The 16523-nt window shown below is 38.5% G+C and carries 14 protein-coding genes; 11 read left to right on the top strand and 3 right to left on the bottom strand.

The features are described 5' to 3' along the window. The first annotated feature begins 102 nt into the window (after positions 1 to 102). Positions 103 to 4386 (top strand): DNA-directed RNA polymerase subunit beta', encoded by a 4284-nt coding sequence (rpoC, locus tag AC4PG5_RS09470; protein ID WP_492028661.1) that lies wholly within the window; start codon positions 103 to 105, stop codon positions 4384 to 4386. Positions 4387 to 4582: 196 nt separating this feature from the next. Here the strand turns inward: rpoC and AC4PG5_RS09465 are convergent, their stop codons facing one another. The 3 genes from AC4PG5_RS09465 to AC4PG5_RS09455 all read right to left on the bottom strand — a co-directional run bounded on the left by AC4PG5_RS09465 (position 4583) and on the right by AC4PG5_RS09455 (position 9060). Beyond that, positions 4583 to 5737 (bottom strand): IS256 family transposase, encoded by a 1155-nt coding sequence (locus AC4PG5_RS09465; protein WP_492028251.1) that lies wholly within the window; start codon positions 5735 to 5737, stop codon positions 4583 to 4585. A 497-nt stretch (positions 5738 to 6234) separates the two neighbouring features. After that, entirely contained in the window at positions 6235 to 7941 is a 1707-nt protein-coding gene (locus AC4PG5_RS09460; protein WP_492028660.1) for an ISL3 family transposase, read from the bottom strand. 807 nt (positions 7942 to 8748) lie between these two features. Then, positions 8749 to 9060 carry a DUF3467 domain-containing protein gene (locus AC4PG5_RS09455; RefSeq protein WP_492028659.1) on the bottom strand — a complete coding sequence of 104 codons (312 nt, stop codon included), beginning with the start codon at positions 9058 to 9060 and terminating at the stop codon, positions 8749 to 8751. A 760-nt stretch (positions 9061 to 9820) separates the two neighbouring features. Here AC4PG5_RS09455 and rpsL point away from each other — a divergent pair. The 10 genes from rpsL to rplV all read left to right on the top strand — a co-directional run bounded on the left by rpsL (position 9821) and on the right by rplV (position 16522). Beyond that, positions 9821 to 10231: a 30S ribosomal protein S12 gene (gene rpsL, locus AC4PG5_RS09450; protein WP_492028658.1), complete on the top strand. Its 411-nt coding sequence runs from the start codon at positions 9821 to 9823 to the stop codon at positions 10229 to 10231. Between the two features lie 147 nt (positions 10232 to 10378). Continuing rightward, entirely contained in the window at positions 10379 to 10855 is a 477-nt protein-coding gene (gene rpsG / locus AC4PG5_RS09445; protein WP_492028657.1) for a 30S ribosomal protein S7, read from the top strand. Positions 10856 to 10876: 21 nt separating this feature from the next. Further along, entirely contained in the window at positions 10877 to 12994 is a 2118-nt protein-coding gene (gene fusA / locus AC4PG5_RS09440) for an elongation factor G (RefSeq protein ID WP_492028656.1), read from the top strand. A gap of 84 nt (positions 12995 to 13078) precedes the next feature. After that, positions 13079 to 13384 (top strand): 30S ribosomal protein S10, encoded by a 306-nt coding sequence (gene rpsJ / locus AC4PG5_RS09435; RefSeq protein WP_002558075.1) that lies wholly within the window; start codon positions 13079 to 13081, stop codon positions 13382 to 13384. Between the two features lie 18 nt (positions 13385 to 13402). After that, positions 13403 to 14020 carry a 50S ribosomal protein L3 gene (rplC, locus tag AC4PG5_RS09430; protein WP_492028655.1) on the top strand — a complete coding sequence of 206 codons (618 nt, stop codon included), beginning with the start codon at positions 13403 to 13405 and terminating at the stop codon, positions 14018 to 14020. Beyond that, entirely contained in the window at positions 14020 to 14646 is a 627-nt protein-coding gene (rplD, locus tag AC4PG5_RS09425) for a 50S ribosomal protein L4 (RefSeq protein ID WP_492028654.1), read from the top strand. The genes rplC and rplD overlap by 1 nt, the downstream gene beginning before the upstream one ends. Positions 14647 to 14666: 20 nt before the next feature. Next, on the top strand, positions 14667 to 14957 hold the full coding sequence (rplW, locus tag AC4PG5_RS09420) for a 50S ribosomal protein L23 (protein WP_492028653.1): 291 nt from the start codon (positions 14667 to 14669) through the stop codon (positions 14955 to 14957). Between the two features lie 5 nt (positions 14958 to 14962). After that, positions 14963 to 15787 (top strand): 50S ribosomal protein L2, encoded by an 825-nt coding sequence (gene rplB / locus AC4PG5_RS09415; protein ID WP_492028652.1) that lies wholly within the window; start codon positions 14963 to 14965, stop codon positions 15785 to 15787. Positions 15788 to 15807: 20 nt separating this feature from the next. Beyond that, a complete protein-coding gene (rpsS, locus tag AC4PG5_RS09410) occupies positions 15808 to 16077 on the top strand; it encodes a 30S ribosomal protein S19 (RefSeq protein WP_492028651.1) in 270 nt (89 codons plus the stop codon). 34 nt (positions 16078 to 16111) lie between these two features. Beyond that, a complete protein-coding gene (gene rplV, locus AC4PG5_RS09405) occupies positions 16112 to 16522 on the top strand; it encodes a 50S ribosomal protein L22 (RefSeq protein WP_002558069.1) in 411 nt (136 codons plus the stop codon). Position 16523: the final 1 nt, after the last annotated feature.

Raw genomic sequence — 16523 nt, 5'->3', positions numbered from 1 at the left:
TCTATAGAATATCTGACGGGAAATCAATAGATAATACTGTTGATTTCCCTTTGTCAGCTTTCGTTTTTAATGATTCAATTATCAAATCTCAAAAAATAGAGTATGGCTTTTAGAAAAGAAAATAAGACGAAAAGTAATTTCTCGAAAATTTCGATAGGTTTAGCTTCTCCGGAAGAAATCCTAGAGAATTCGAGTGGTGAAGTATTGAAGCCTGAAACCATCAACTACCGTACTTACAAACCTGAACGTGATGGTTTGTTTTGCGAACGTATTTTTGGTCCTATAAAAGACTATGAATGTCATTGCGGTAAATACAAACGCATTCGTTATAAAGGCATCGTTTGTGACCGTTGTGGGGTTGAAGTTACTGAAAAGAAAGTTCGTCGTGAGCGTATGGGGCACATACAATTGGTCGTTCCTGTTGCTCATATTTGGTATTTCCGTTCATTGCCTAACAAAATAGGTTATTTATTAGGTTTACCTACAAAGAAATTAGATTCAATTATATATTATGAGCGCTATGTTGTTATTCAGCCAGGTATTAAAGCCGAAGATGGTGTGGCTGAATATGACTTGCTTTCAGAAGAAGAATACTTAGATATTCTTGACGCACTTCCAAGAGAAAATCAATATCTAGAGGATTCTGACCCCAACAAGTTTATTGCTAAAATGGGAGCAGAGGCTATCTACGATTTATTGGCACGTCTTGACTTAGATTCTTTATCTTACGAATTAAGACACCGTGCAGGAAATGATGCTTCTCAACAACGTAAGAATGAGGCGTTGAAACGTCTTCAGGTTGTGGAATCATTCCGTGCGTCTCGTGGTCGTAATAAACCGGAATGGATGATCGTTCGTATCGTTCCTGTTATTCCGCCTGAATTACGTCCGTTGGTGCCATTGGATGGTGGTCGATTTGCAACATCAGACTTGAATGACTTATATCGTCGTGTTATTATTCGTAATAACCGTTTGAAGAGATTGATTGAAATCAAAGCTCCTGAAGTAATCTTGCGTAATGAAAAACGTATGCTTCAAGAAGCGGTCGATTCTCTTTTCGATAACTCACGTAAGTCGAGTGCCGTAAAAACTGATGCTAACCGTCCGTTGAAGTCTTTATCTGACAGTTTGAAAGGTAAACAAGGACGTTTCCGTCAGAACTTGCTTGGTAAACGTGTTGACTACTCAGCTCGTTCGGTTATCGTCGTTGGTCCTGAATTAAGAATGGGTGAATGTGGTATCCCTAAATTGATGGCTGCGGAACTTTACAAACCATTTATCATCCGTAAGTTGATAGAACGTGGTATTGTAAAAACTGTGAAGTCGGCGAAGAAAATTGTCGATCGCAAAGAACCGGTTATTTGGGATATTCTTGAGCATGTCATGAAAGGACATCCAGTGTTACTTAACCGTGCTCCGACTCTTCACCGTTTAGGTATTCAAGCTTTCCAACCTAAAATGATTGAAGGTAAAGCTATTCAGTTGCATCCACTAGCTTGTACAGCATTTAATGCTGACTTTGATGGTGACCAGATGGCTGTTCACTTACCTTTAAGTAATGAAGCTGTACTTGAAGCTCAAATGTTGATGCTTCAATCACATAATATCTTAAATCCAGCAAATGGTGCCCCTATTACCGTACCTGCACAGGATATGGTCCTTGGTTTGTATTACATTACCAAGTTGCGTAGAGGAGCTAAAGGCGAAGGATTGACATTCTACGGTCCGGAAGAAGCAATGATTGCTTATAATGAAGGACGCGTTGATATCCATGCTCCGGTTAAGGTGATCGTTAAGGATGTTGATGAAAATGGCAACATTGTTGACGTGATGACTGAAACGTCTGTCGGACGTGTGATTGTCAATGAGATTGTTCCGCCTGAAGCTGGATATATCAATGAAATCGTTTCTAAGAAATCTTTGCGTGACATCATTAGCAATGTTATCAAAGTGTGTGGTGTGGCACAAGCTGCGGATTTCTTGGATGGAATCAAGAATCTTGGTTACAAGATGGCCTTTAAGGGTGGATTGTCATTCAACTTGGGTGATATTATCATTCCTGCAGAAAAAGAAGCTTTGGTTCAGAGAGGATATGACGAAGTTGAACAAGTGGTTAATAACTATAACATGGGATTCATTACTAATAATGAACGTTATAATCAGGTTATTGACATTTGGACGCATGTTAACTCTGAGTTATCGAATATCTTGATGAAGACCATTTCTTCTGACGATCAAGGGTTCAACTCAGTATATATGATGCTTGACTCTGGTGCCCGTGGTTCTAAAGAACAGATCCGTCAGTTGTCTGGTATGCGTGGTTTGATGGCTAAACCTCAGAAAGCCGGAGCAGAAGGTGGACAGATTATTGAAAACCCAATTTTGTCTAACTTTAAAGAAGGTCTTTCGGTACTTGAGTACTTTATCTCTACCCACGGTGCTCGTAAAGGTTTGGCCGATACGGCATTGAAAACAGCCGATGCGGGTTACTTGACTCGTCGTCTTGTGGATGTATCGCATGATGTGATCATTACTGAAGAAGACTGTGGAACACTTCGTGGATTGGTTTGTACAGACTTAAAGAACAATGATGAAGTCATTGCTACTCTTTATGAACGAATTTTAGGACGTGTATCTGTACATGACATTATCCATCCGACAACAGGTGAATTGCTTGTTTCTGGTGGTGATGAGATCACCGAAGAAATCGCTAGAAAGATTCAAAATTCTCCGATCGAAAGTGTTGAGATCCGTTCTGTATTGACTTGTGAATCGAAGAAGGGGGTTTGTGCGAAATGTTACGGACGTAACTTGGCTACAGCTCGTATGGTTCAGAGGGGTGAAGCTGTCGGTGTAATTGCTGCACAATCTATCGGTGAGCCTGGTACTCAGTTGACTCTACGTACATTCCACGCCGGAGGTACTGCTGCCAACATTGCAGCTAATGCAAGTATTGTGGCTAAGAATAAAGCTCGTCTTGAATTTGAGGAACTACGTACAGTAGATATTGTTGATGAAATGGGTGCAAAGGCAAAAGTTGTCGTTGGACGTTTGGCCGAAGTTCGTTTCGTTGATGTAAATACAGAGATCGTTCTTTCTACACATAGTGTTCCTTATGGTTCTACATTATATGTTTCGGATGGTGAATTAGTTGAAAAGGATACGCTTATTGCAAAATGGGATCCATTTAATGCAGTAATTATCACTGAAGCTACAGGTAAGATTGAATTTGAAAGTGTGATTGAAAATGTCACCTATAAAGTTGAATCGGATGAAGCGACAGGATTACGCGAAATCATCATCATCGAATCTAAAGATAAAACTAAAGTTCCTTCTGCCCATATCATGGATGAAGATGGAAACTTGATTCGTACTTATAACTTCCCAGTGGGTGGTCACGTTATTATTGAGAACAATCAGAAAGTTAAGGCCGGTGAGGTCTTGGTTAAGATTCCACGTGCGGTAGGTAAGGCTGGTGATATCACCGGTGGTCTTCCTCGTGTGACTGAGTTGTTCGAAGCACGTAATCCATCTAATCCGGCTGTTGTTTCTGAAATTGACGGTGAGGTGACGATGGGTAAGATCAAACGTGGTAATCGTGAGATCATCGTGACTTCTAAGACAGGTGAAGTTAAGAAGTATCTTGTGGCGTTGTCTAAACAAATCCTTGTTCAAGAGAATGACTATGTACGTGCCGGTACTCCATTGTCTGATGGTGCGACTACACCTGCTGATATCCTTGCGATTAAGGGTCCAACGGCTGTACAAGAATACATCGTTAATGAGGTACAAGACGTTTACCGTTTACAGGGTGTGAAGATTAATGATAAACACTTTGAGATTATCGTTCGTCAGATGATGCGCAAGGTTCAAATTAACGAACCTGGTGACACTCGCTTCCTTGAACAACAGATTGTTGACAAACTCGATTTCATGGAGGAAAATGATCGTATCTGGGGTAAGAAGGTTGTTGTCGACGGAGGTGATTCTCAAACGATGCAAGCTGGTCAGATCGTTACTTCTAGAAAGCTACGTGATGAAAACAGTATGTTGAAACGTCGTGACTTACGTCTAGTTGAGGTACGTGACGCTGTTCCTGCAACGTCTACTCAGATCCTTCAAGGTATCACACGTGCAGCATTGCAAACATCAAGCTTTATGTCTGCAGCTTCGTTCCAGGAAACAACAAAAGTCTTGAATGAAGCAGCAATCAATGGTAAAGTTGATAAGCTGGAAGGTATGAAGGAAAATGTTATTTGTGGACATTTGATTCCTGCCGGTACTGGTCAACGCGAATTTGAGAAGATTATCGTAGGTTCTAAGGAAGAATATGATAGAATTCTTGCTAACAAGAAGACCGTTCTAGATTATAATGAAGTAGAGTAATACAATGCAATTATAATTAAATAGCTAAGAGGCTGTCTCAAACTTTTTTTGAGACAGCCTCTTTTTTTGTCTTCATTAGCGAAGCAAACCTTCAAACTGACCTCTATGCTCTTCCATATCTAGATGTTTTTTTGGTAATGTTCAGAAAAGTGTGTATGTTTTATTTCTTAGGCATAAATATTTCTCAAAAATATAATTATTCTGTTTTGATAAAAAGCTTTGATTCAAGAAAGTTGTAAATTGGATATTTAAATACATCTTTATTCATAGCCACATTGCCAAGCAATAATATCACAGAATCATAGTTTGGCATCGCGCCACGCATTTTCAGCACTCTTTTAAAATCCTTATTGAGTCGTTCAATCCAATTGGTTGTATATATCATACCTCTTATTTCTCTCTCATATTTGAAATAAGTGAAATAGAATTTGTACCTTTCATGTTTATACCTTTTAAGCATGGGGTAACTCTTCACCCATTTATCTATAAAATCTAGGAATTGTTTATGTGAGCTTTCAGGGGTGACCAAATCTTGATCTGGCCTAAATACTATCTGCATTTCAGCCGCAATTATTTTTTTATCTCGAGGTTTAATTTTCCCCAATATATTCCTCTTTAAATGCACCGTGCACAATTGGATATCTGCACCAGGAAATGCATGTGCGATAGAATTTTCAATACTAGATAAGCCATCGCATACAAATAAATTAATCTCACTAACTCCTCTTTCTTTTATATCATCGAATATATCAAGCCAGTTGGAAGCACTTTCGGTTGGGAAATTCACAATTGATAAGACCTCACGAGTTCTATCTTCTTTTACTCCTAATATTACGTAGTATGCTTCATTTGAAACCGAGTCATTGCGCCTGGTGGCAACATACGTAGCATCAATATAAACGATTGGATAACGTGCATCTAATCTACGGTTCAGCCACGCAGAAACATCTCCACGTGCCGTATCAAGGAGCCGGCTTACTTGACTCTTACTATAATGCTTACCGTAAAATTCCTCAGAGATATCACCAACTTGCTTGGTGGTCAAGCCTTGAGCGTATAAACTACAAATTAAGCGCTGAACTTCAGCTTCTTGATCTTTAAGTACCCCTAATAAAACAGGATAAAAGTTGCTCTCACGACTCCGAGGAACGCGAATCTCAAACATTTGACCGCCATGACATACTCGACGATCACGATAGCCATTACTCACATCATCAGTCTGAGAATTATAAATCTTACGCTCTGATTTCATTAAGGATTCCATCCCTAAACGGATTAATTCCTGAAATCCTTCTTTACCATTTGTAAGTGAAGAAATAATTTCAGACATTTGTTCTTGTGTAAATTCCATTTCTCTTTCATTTTAGGTTACAATACAAATCTAAGAAATATTGGGATTTACACACTTTTTAAAACGCTATCGTTTTTTTAGAAATATCTGCAACACTTCCACAGTTGAATCTAACAGTCAGATAATCTGAAGAAAAGAAGGTGGCAGATCGTTGTTGCAGATTGGTGACAGATGTTTGATCTGCCACCCGCGTTCCGGCTCCTATTAAAAGAGACCACATCTAAATGATATACGTGCATAAACGATTTTCAAGCCTTGGCACTACAAGGTTCTGCTTGGAATCTTCCAGTGCCATACGATGAAGCTGATGGTGCTAAAGTGTAAACTGAAAGTTTCTCCTTTTGAAACTCATTTGATGTCCGTAGTCACTCTATTTTGGGCTGTAAGCTGTTGTGATTTTCTCTTATCCTGGAAATGGTAGACGGTTTATATTTTCTAGACGGTATTTAGTTGCCAATATTATTTATTATCCCTAAATCAGGTGGTTCTTCTTCAATTTAGTTGAAAAAGATATGCTCCATAACCATTTTTCTCTTTAATAACTCAAGTCCTGACTTTCCATACATTATGCGCTTTATGGCTTTTAGTTTGTTGACAAATCCTTCAGTTATACCATTAGTGATATTGTATCTAATTGTATTCTTAACAGCTTTATAATCCCTTTTTATACCTATTAGAAAGGTTTTTAGCATAGGATTCCCAGTCTTCCAATACCTCTTCATCCATTTTATTAATCTGTCAGATTCGGAACCAGTAATGATTGTATAGAAAGATTTGGCTGCATCATATATCTGGGTAAACCAGTCAAATTGTAGCAAAGTATCTATCAGTTGCTGTTCAGACGAATTGATAACCTTGTTGTATATAGAGCGGTCTATTACTGATGATATTACTTTTAGTGGTACTAGTTTGGATCTTTCATCCACAGGTTTTGCCGCCTTTTCCGTTTTATTCTTGGAGGATTTACGTCCTCTATGTCCATCACTTAAATATGCATAATGAGTATAAAATGGAGTTCGTGCACCTTTAAATCCACTATTAGATATTTCTTCATAGGCACTCTTAAGCGTATTACCATAAGCAATATGCTCTTCTACATATTTGTCGTAAATGTGATATTCATTTCTTTCTTTACTATTGCGTTTGGGCAGTTCAGTAATATTATAATATTTTGTTGCTGTCTGGCGCGCTATACCTAATTTTTTTGAGATTGTAGTAGGCTTAAATCCTTTTGTTTGAAGTTCTTTTACCTCTCTAAACATGATTATTCTAAAATCCACCTTTTGCTTTTTATGAGATGGAATAAATGTAATAACTTTTTCTTCTGGGACATTCTCAATTGTAGGCTCATTCTTTCTAATAACCTCACGATAATCAGCATAGTGTGCACTAATCGTTTTCAGAAGACGGTCTGACATATTCTTGATTAGATGAAATTTATCAGCTATTTCAGTGATAGGTCGCCCAATAGCTTTTACAGCAGAGCTATAATCGGTTGATCTATCCCGACTTACCATGTTTACCTGCTTATGGTTTTCAATCCAACTTTTAAAGCTCTCTTCGGCTCTATTTCCCAATAGATCTACTGGGTATTTGCTATGCATATCAATAATAATAGTACCATAATTAACCCCCTTGCGCCATGCCCAATCATCTACTCCAACTGTTTTAATATCGTCAAATTGAGAGGGAGTTAGACGATGTATATTGCGAAGAACAGTGGAGTAACTTAAATTAATGCCTAAATGGAATAGCAAATTGCTAGCAGATATAGAAGAAGTCTTTAACCCATGTCGTGTTATAGTTAATTCAAGTCTACGTGTATTACGTCTATAGCGAAAAATCTCATTACCTGGTTGCTCTGCAAATGTTCGCTTGATACACTCTTCGGTGTTACAGAAAAATTTACGTATTTCAAAAACTAGGATGACTCCCCTCCCCAATATAGATAAATCTTTAATTGTTCTTGTGTATTTACTATGAACACGTTTGCTTTCATGGTTACAATAGGGACAAGTACCACTATTTTTAGAAGAACGAGCATATAGAAACATCATATTGTCTTTATGCTCTATATTTTCAATAATAATTTCTGAGGATAAGTATATAGAGGATATCTCGTTGATTTTACTAGTATTGGTTGTAGAATTTTGAAGGCGCAATATATTTTTTGTAACTTTGTTACGGTTAGGCTTATTTGTCATTAGTATTTCTTTGTGTTTGGCGATATAAAGATACTAAATATTTGACAAAAAGCCTAGCCTTTTTACATATAAAATACTGTATATTAATTGATTATATGTATATGAAAGTGTGTCAATTCTCCAATCAGTAAGTAATCTATCAAACCTTACTACAGCTTACGCATAAGAAATCAATTCAACTAAATTGAAGAAGAACCAATCAGGTTGCCTCATTCGTTTCTTAAATCCGAATCAGGTTGACCTTTTTTAGCATACGTACTAAATCGGGTTGACTAAATCACGTTAAAAAGAAGATAGAAGAAAGAATATTTCCTTTTCCTTTTATTGATAAGATCGGTTGAACCCACTGATCTTAAATAATAAAAAGTCATCAAGTTGACTCATTAGCTCGTTAACTCTGAATCGAGTTGATCCGTTTAGCGTTAACACTAACCCCGGTTGACTCAATTATATTAAGGAAAAAAGCTTATCTCTTTTCCTTGATGACCTTGAGTGGAATCGATAAGGGCAGATGGGCTATGAAGTATCGATGGGAGAAGTGTATTTAACCGTCGTTGGGAGATGAAGATCTACCACCTAATTATTCGAATTTATAGGAAATCTGTGTGCCGTTTGTCGGCTGTTGGGAGGCGTGTTGAAAAGAACGTTTATACAGAGGGCTAATCGACGATAGCCATGTCTTAACCTAAAGGAGGTTGCCCGCAAGTTCTATTTGCGGGCAACCTCCTTTAGGTTTGGTTTATATTGCGGATGAGATTAAGGCCTGTTTTCGTCATGCCTCTAATCAGCTTAAACGCTTATACTTGCTTATGCATCTCCCTTCATCGGAGTGAGAGTAGGAGGGACTTCTAGTTCTGATACCCTTACTTGGCCAAACATGCTCTCGTATTTCCGAATATTGTCTTCTAAAGCAAATAAAAGACGTTTGGCATGTTCGGGAGCCATAATCACCCGAGACTTGACCCCGGCTTGTGGAATTCCTGGCAAGATTCGTGCAAAATCGAGTACGAACTCCGAGCTAGAGTGGGTAATAATTGCCAAATTAGCATATGTTCCTTGAGCGACATCTTCTTTCAGCTCAATTTGAAACTGCTCTCCATTATTTTTTTGTTCTTCCATAATGATGTATAATAAATTTGAACGGCAAATTAAGGTTTAATTCTTTAAAATAGCAAATCAAGAGTCTAAGATTCTTCTGTGATTGTGAGAAAGAGTTTTCCTAACCTTATTCTATGTCGCTACTTTGTTGCTTTAAGTAAGATAGAGATCTGCGAGAACTTGCATTGAGTGATAGTTACTCTTATGCCTAGCTAAAGTTCAATCATCTTGTCTCTAAGAAGCTTTCTGTCGGTTAATGTAGCTTGATCCGCTACGGATAACCTAAAATATAAAGGCAAAAACAAGTTTCGAAACCTAACTGCAGTATGATCGATTGCCCAATAACAGATTGAATAGCCAAATGATAATAAGGGCTTATTCTCTTAATATTGGGATTTTATAAGATAAAGTCTCAACTAATGACTAGCATAAAGTGTTTAATCGAGAGATGAGGGTTGTCGATTTAACCCAATGACTCCTGTTTTATGTCGATTTTCCTCTTTGGAGAGAGGCATGAAACAGAATTTGTTGTTAATAAAACATAAATAATCATGGATCGATCTGTCAACTTGAAGTTTGTGGAAATCTAAAATGATCGTTCAAGGACGAAAATAAATCTCATTTTTATAACATATTTCGCTGGCTAAGGTATTAATATTAAAAAATAAAAAAAGGATGTAGTGCATTGATTATTCAAATATTATTCGTATTTTTGCAGCCCAAAATGTATTGTCGCGAAATTAATATAACAAAATAATATAAATTAAAAAAAACAATTAAAATGCCTACAATTCAGCAATTAGTAAGAAAAGGACGTGAAGTTCTGGCAGAGAAAAGCAAGTCTCCGGCTTTGGATTCATGTCCTCAAAGACGTGGCGTTTGCGTGAGAGTATACACAACTACTCCGAAAAAACCGAACTCTGCAATGCGTAAAGTCGCTCGTGTACGTTTGACTAACCAAAAGGAAGTTAACTCGTATATCCCAGGAGAAGGACACAACTTGCAAGAGCACTCAATCGTGTTGGTTCGTGGTGGTCGTGTAAAAGACCTTCCAGGTGTACGTTACCACATCGTTCGTGGAACTCTTGATACAGCAGGTGTTGCCGGTCGTACTCAAAGACGTTCTAAATATGGTGCTAAGCGTCCTAAACCAGGTCAAGCAGCTGCTGCTACAACTAAGAAGAAGAAATAATCTTTGAAGCAGATTTTTAATATAGAATAAAATTATAACTTACGTTTTAGTTTGTTGGAGATGCTGAAGGTTGAGTAAATTTCCCGGTGGGGAAGTTGAAGAATTCAAAAAGTAACAACCAAAAACAAAACATTATTTTTCAAACAAATGAGAAAAGCAAAACCAAAAAAACGGGTTGTCCTTCCGGATCCCGTATTTAGCGATCAAAAAGTTTCTAAATTTGTAAACCACTTGATGTATGACGGAAAGAAGAATACCTCTTATGAGATCTTCTACGCTGCATTAGAAACTGTAAAAGCAAAGCTTGCTAACGAAGAAAAGACAGCTTTGGAGATTTGGAAAAAGGCTTTGGATAATGTGACTCCTCAAGTAGAGGTGAAGTCTCGCCGTGTAGGTGGGGCAACTTTCCAAGTTCCTACTGAAATTCGTGGTGAACGCAAAGAATCAATCTCAATGAAAAACCTAATCTTGTATGCTCGTAAAAGAGGTGGTAAGACAATGGCTGATAAATTGGCTGCTGAGATTGTTGATGCTTTCAACGAACAAGGTGGCGCTTACAAACGTAAAGAAGATATGCACAGAATGGCTGAAGCTAACCGTGCATTTGCTCATTTTAGATTCTAATTTTAAAGGAAGGAAGATAAAATGGCAAAACATGATTTACATTTGACTCGTAACATCGGTATCATGGCGCACATTGATGCTGGTAAGACTACTACTTCTGAACGTATCTTGTTTTATACTGGTTTGACTCACAAAATTGGTGAGGTGCACGATGGTGCTGCTACAATGGACTGGATGGCGCAAGAACAAGAACGTGGTATTACTATTACATCTGCTGCGACAACAACTCGTTGGAAATATGCTGATGAAACTTATAAAATTAACTTGATTGATACTCCGGGACACGTTGACTTTACTGCTGAGGTAGAACGTTCTTTGCGTGTTTTGGACGGAGCTGTCGCTACATACTGTGCTGTAGGTGGTGTTGAACCACAGTCGGAAACTGTATGGCGTCAAGCTGATAAGTACAATGTACCTCGTATTGGATACGTAAATAAAATGGACCGTTCTGGTGCTGACTTCTTTGAAGTAGTACGTCAGATGAAAGCTATTTTAGGTGCTAATCCATGTCCGATCGTTGTGCCTATCGGTGCAGAAGAAACATTCAAGGGGTTGGTTGACTTGGTAAAAATGAAAGCTATTTACTGGCATGATGAGGCTATGGGTGCAGACTACTCTGTTGAAGAGATCCCTGCAAACTTAGTGGATGAATGTAATGAATGGCGTGACAAAATGCTTGAAAAAGTAGCTGAGTTCGATGACGCTTTGATGGAGAAATTCTTCGATGATCCTTCAACAATTACAGAAGAAGAAGTTTTAAGAGCACTTCGTAACGCTACTATTCAGATGGCTATCGTTCCGATGCTTTGTGGTTCTTCATTCAAGAATAAAGGTGTTCAGACATTACTAGACTATGTTTGTGCATTCTTGCCTTCTCCAATTGATACTGGTGATGTTATTGGTACAAATCCTGATACAGGAGAAGAAGAAGCTCGTAAACCATCTGATGATGCAAAAACTTCAGCTTTGGCATTTAAGATCGCAACTGACCCTTATGTAGGTCGTTTGACTTTCTTCCGTGTTTACTCTGGTAAAGTTGATGCAGGTTCTTACATCTACAACACTCGTTCTGGTAAGAAAGAGCGTGTATCTCGTTTATTCCAGATGCACTCTAACAAGCAGAACCCCGTAGAGGTAATTGGTGCTGGTGATATCGGTGCTGGTGTTGGTTTCAAAGATATCCGTACTGGTGATACACTTTGTGACGAATCAGCTCCTATCGTACTTGAGTCAATGGACTTCCCAGAACCGGTAATCGGTATCGCAGTTGAGCCTAAGACTCAAAAGGATATGGATAAATTGTCTACTGGTTTGGCTAAGTTGGCTGAAGAAGATCCAACATTTACAGTTAAATCTGACGAGCAAACAGGACAAACAGTTATTTCTGGTATGGGTGAGCTTCACTTGGATATCATTATCGACCGTTTGAAACGTGAGTTCAAGGTAGAATGTAACCAAGGTCGTCCTCAAGTAAACTATAAAGAAGCTATTACTAAAACAGTAGAGTTGCGTGAGGTTTACAAGAAGCAGTCTGGTGGTCGTGGTAAGTTTGCTGATATCATTATCAAATTTGGTCCGATCGATGAAGAATTCGTTCAAGGTGGATTGCAATTTGTTGATGAGGTTAAAGGTGGTAACATTCCTAAAGAATTTATCCCTTCAGTACAAAAAGGTTTCCAAGCAGCTATGAAGAATGGTGTATTAGCTGGATACCCAATGGACTCTTTGAAGGTTGTTCTTGTTGATGGTTCATTCCACCCGGTTGACTCTGACCAGTTGTCGTTCGAGATCTGTGCGATCCAAGCTTATAGAAGTGCTTGTGCTAAGGCGGGTCCTGTTTTGATGGAGCCTATGATGAAATTGGAGGTTGTTACTCCAGAAGAAAACATGGGTGATGTTATCGGTGACTTGAACAAGCGTCGTGGCCAAGTTGAAGGTATGGAATCAAGCCGTTCTGGTGCTCGTATCGTAAAAGCAACTGTGCCTTTGGCTGAAATGTTTGGTTACGTAACAGCTTTACGTACTATCACTTCAGGTCGTGCAACGTCTTCAATGACATACTCTCATCACGCTCAAGTTTCTTCTTCTATTGCTAAAGCAGTATTGGAAGAGGTAAAAGGACGTGCTGATCTTCTTTAATAAGAAAGAATAAGCAGCAGGCTAGCGAATGACTCTTAGCCTGCCGCTTTACTATTTATAAAAACAAATTAATTTAAATTACTAATGAGTCAGAAAATTAGAATCAAATTAAAATCTTATGACCACAACTTGGTTGATAAGTCAGCTGAGAAGATTGTAAGAACTGTAAAAGCTACAGGTGCTATTGTTAGTGGCCCGATTCCTCTCCCTACTCACAAACGCATCTTTACGGTGAATCGCTCAACTTTCGTAAACAAAAAGTCTCGTGAGCAGTTTGAACTTTCTTCATACAAGAGATTAATTGACATCTATAGCTCTACTGCTAAGACTGTTGACGCTCTTATGAAGTTAGAATTACCAAGTGGGGTAGAAGTAGAAATTAAAGTTTGATAATTAAAATTTAGTGAAATGCCAGGATTATTAGGAAAAAAAATCGGAATGACATCCGTTTTCAGTGCCGATGGTAAGAATGTACCATGCACTGTTATCGAAGCAGGTCCTTGTGTTGTTACTCAAGTTAAGACTGTTGAGAAAGATGGCTATGCTGCAGTGCAGTTGGGTTTCCAAGACAAGAAAGAGAAACATACAACTAAACCGTTGATGGGCCACTTCAAAAGAGCAGGAGTAACACCAAAGAGACACTTGGCTGAGTTCAAGGAATTTGAAACTGAGTTGAATCTCGGTGATACGGTTAACGTAGAATTATTTAACGATGTTGAATTTGTTGACGTTGTTGGTACTTCTAAAGGTAAAGGCTTCCAAGGTGTAGTTAAAAGACATGGTTTTGGTGGTGTTGGTCAAGCAACTCACGGTCAGCACAATCGTGCTCGTAAGCCGGGTTCTATTGGTGCTTGTTCTTACCCTGCTAAAGTATTCAAAGGAATGCGCATGGGTGGACAACTTGGTGGTGACAGAGTGACTATTCAAAACTTAAAAGTGTTAAAAGTAATCGCGGAGCATAACCTTCTTTTGATTAAAGGTTCTATCCCGGGTTGCAAAGGTTCAATCGTTTTAATTGAGAAATAATGGAAGTTAACGTATATAACATTAAAGGTGAAGACACTGGGAGAAAGGTTACGTTAAACGAATCTATCTTCGGAATTGAGCCCAACGACCATGCTATCTATTTGGACGTAAAACAATTTATGGCCAATCAGCGTCAGGGTACTCATAAGTCAAAAGAAAGAAGTGAAATCAGTGGTTCTACACGCAAGATCGGTCGCCAAAAAGGTGGTGGCGGTGCTCGTCGTGGTGATATGAACTCTCCAGTATTGGTTGGTGGTGCACGTGTATTCGGCCCTAAACCAAGAGATTATTACTTCAAATTGAACAAAAAGGTTAAAGCATTGGCTCGTAAGTCTGCTTTATCTTACAAAGCTAAAGAGAATGGAATCGTAGTTCTTGAAGACTTCGCTTTTGAAGCTCCTAAAACTAAGGATTTCGTTGCTATGACAAAAAATCTTAAAGTTTCTGATAAAAAGCTACTTATGATTTTACCAGAAGCAAATAAAAACGTATATTTGTCAGCTCGTAACATTCAGGGAGTTAATGTACAGACTATCTCAGGCTTAAATACTTACAGAGTATTAAACGCCGGAGTTCTTGTGTTTACAGAAAACTCGTTGAAGGCTATTGACAATATCTTATCTTAATTAAAAAGGAGGCTTAAGTAATGGGAATTATCATTAAACCGTTGGTGACAGAGAAAATGACTGCAATCACTGATAAGCTAAACCGTTTTGGCTTTATTGTACGTCCTGACGCTAATAAACTGGAAATTAAGAGAGAAATTGAAACCCTATACAATGTTACAATTGTTGATGTAAATACGCTTAAGTATGCTGGTAAGAACAAAAGCCGATATACTAAAGCTGGTATTATCAATGGGCGTACAAACGCTTATAAGAAAGCGATTGTGACTTTGAAAGAAGGAGATACTATTGATTTTTATAGCAATATTTAATTAAAATGGCAGTACGTAAATTTAAGCCCACAACACCGGGGCAAAGACACAAAATTATTGGTACTTTCGAAGAGATTACTGCACAGGTACCAGAAAAATCTCTTGTGTTTGGTAAGAAATCATCTGGTGGTCGTAACAACGAAGGTAAGATGACTATGCGCTATATTGGCGGTGGTCATAGAAAGATGATTAGAATTGTTGATTTCAAGAGAAATAAAGACGGTGTTCCAGCAGTCGTAAAAACAATTGAATACGATCCAAATCGTTCGGCTCGTATCGCTTTGTTGTTTTATGCTGATGGAGAAAAAAGGTATATTATTGCTCCCAATGGATTGCAAGTTGGTACGACTTTGATGTCGGGTGAAAATGCAGCGCCAGAGATTGGTAATGCTCTTCCTCTACAAAACATTCCGGTGGGTACTGTAATTCACAATATTGAGTTGCGTCCTGGTCAGGGTGCTGCTTTAGTTAGATCGGCTGGTAACTTTGCTCAGTTGACTTCTAGAGAAGGAAAATATTGTGTAATTAAGTTGCCTTCAGGTGAAGTTAGACAGATTCTTAGTACTTGTAAAGCTACAATTGGTAGCGTAGGTAACTCGGATCATGGATTGGAAAGTTCAGGTAAAGCTGGACGTTCTCGTTGGCAGGGACGTCGTCCTCGTAACCGTGGTGTTGTTATGAACCCAGTTGATCACCCAATGGGTGGTGGTGAAGGGCGTTCTTCTGGAGGACACCCAAGATCTCGTAAGGGTCTTTACGCTAAGGGTCTTAAGACAAGAGCTCCTAAGAAGCATTCGTCTAAGTACATTATTGAGAGAAGAAAAAAGTAATCTGATTAATTGAGTAAATTATGAGTCGTTCATTAAAAAAAGGTCCATACATTAACGTTAAACTTGAAAATAAAGTTCTTGCCATGAACGAAAATGGCAAGAAAGTTGTAGTTAAGACTTGGGCCAGAGCTTCAATGATTTCGCCTGACTTCGTAGGGCATACTATTGCAGTTCACAATGGAAATAAATTTATTCCTGTATACGTTACCGAAAACATGGTCGGACACAAGTTGGGTGAATTCTCTCCAACTCGTACATTCAGAGGACACGGTGGTAATAAGAAGAGATAACAGGATTTATTTGAAATAATAAAGTAATAATATAATGGGAGCTAGAAAAAAAATATCGGCTGAAAAAAGAAAAGAAGCCCTAAAGACCATGTATTTTGCTAAATTGCAAAATGTTCCTACCTCTCCACGTAAAATGCGCCTTGTTGCTGACATGATTCGTGGTATGGAGGTGAACAGAGCACTTGGTGTTTTGAAGTTTTCTTCTAAAGAAGCTGCTGCAAGAGTGGAAAAATTGCTTCGCTCTGCAATTGCCAATTGGGAGCAGAAAAACGAGCGTAAAGCAGAAAGCGGAGAGCTATTTGTTACTAAGATTTTTGTTGATGGTGGTGCTACATTGAAAAGAATGCGTCCGGCCCCACAAGGAAGAGGTTATAGAATCCGCAAGCGTTCGAATCACGTAACATTGTTCGTTGATTCTAAGAGTAATAACGAAGATCAAAATTAAG

Source organism: Bacteroides sp. QWL-09 (genome assembly GCF_058683585.1).
Note: the sequence above shows the minus strand (reverse complement) of the source record. Positions and strands in the feature narration are given on the sequence as shown.

What these genes read in the sequence shown, in the direction of transcription:
- rpoC (WP_492028661.1), top strand. Translation starts at nt 103, where the DNA reads ATGGCTTTTAGAAAAGAAAATAAGACGAAAAGTAATTTCTCGAAAATT.
- AC4PG5_RS09465 (WP_492028251.1), bottom strand. Translation starts at nt 5,737, where the DNA reads ATGGAATTTACACAAGAACAAATGTCTGAAATTATTTCTTCACTTACA.
- AC4PG5_RS09460 (WP_492028660.1), bottom strand. Translation starts at nt 7,941, where the DNA reads ATGACAAATAAGCCTAACCGTAACAAAGTTACAAAAAATATATTGCGC.
- AC4PG5_RS09455 (WP_492028659.1), bottom strand. Translation starts at nt 9,060, where the DNA reads ATGGAAGAACAAAAAAATAATGGAGAGCAGTTTCAAATTGAGCTGAAA.
- rpsL (WP_492028658.1), top strand. Translation starts at nt 9,821, where the DNA reads ATGCCTACAATTCAGCAATTAGTAAGAAAAGGACGTGAAGTTCTGGCA.
- rpsG (WP_492028657.1), top strand. Translation starts at nt 10,379, where the DNA reads ATGAGAAAAGCAAAACCAAAAAAACGGGTTGTCCTTCCGGATCCCGTA.
- fusA (WP_492028656.1), top strand. Translation starts at nt 10,877, where the DNA reads ATGGCAAAACATGATTTACATTTGACTCGTAACATCGGTATCATGGCG.
- rpsJ (WP_002558075.1), top strand. Translation starts at nt 13,079, where the DNA reads ATGAGTCAGAAAATTAGAATCAAATTAAAATCTTATGACCACAACTTG.
- rplC (WP_492028655.1), top strand. Translation starts at nt 13,403, where the DNA reads ATGCCAGGATTATTAGGAAAAAAAATCGGAATGACATCCGTTTTCAGT.
- rplD (WP_492028654.1), top strand. Translation starts at nt 14,020, where the DNA reads ATGGAAGTTAACGTATATAACATTAAAGGTGAAGACACTGGGAGAAAG.
- rplW (WP_492028653.1), top strand. Translation starts at nt 14,667, where the DNA reads ATGGGAATTATCATTAAACCGTTGGTGACAGAGAAAATGACTGCAATC.
- rplB (WP_492028652.1), top strand. Translation starts at nt 14,963, where the DNA reads ATGGCAGTACGTAAATTTAAGCCCACAACACCGGGGCAAAGACACAAA.
- rpsS (WP_492028651.1), top strand. Translation starts at nt 15,808, where the DNA reads ATGAGTCGTTCATTAAAAAAAGGTCCATACATTAACGTTAAACTTGAA.
- rplV (WP_002558069.1), top strand. Translation starts at nt 16,112, where the DNA reads ATGGGAGCTAGAAAAAAAATATCGGCTGAAAAAAGAAAAGAAGCCCTA.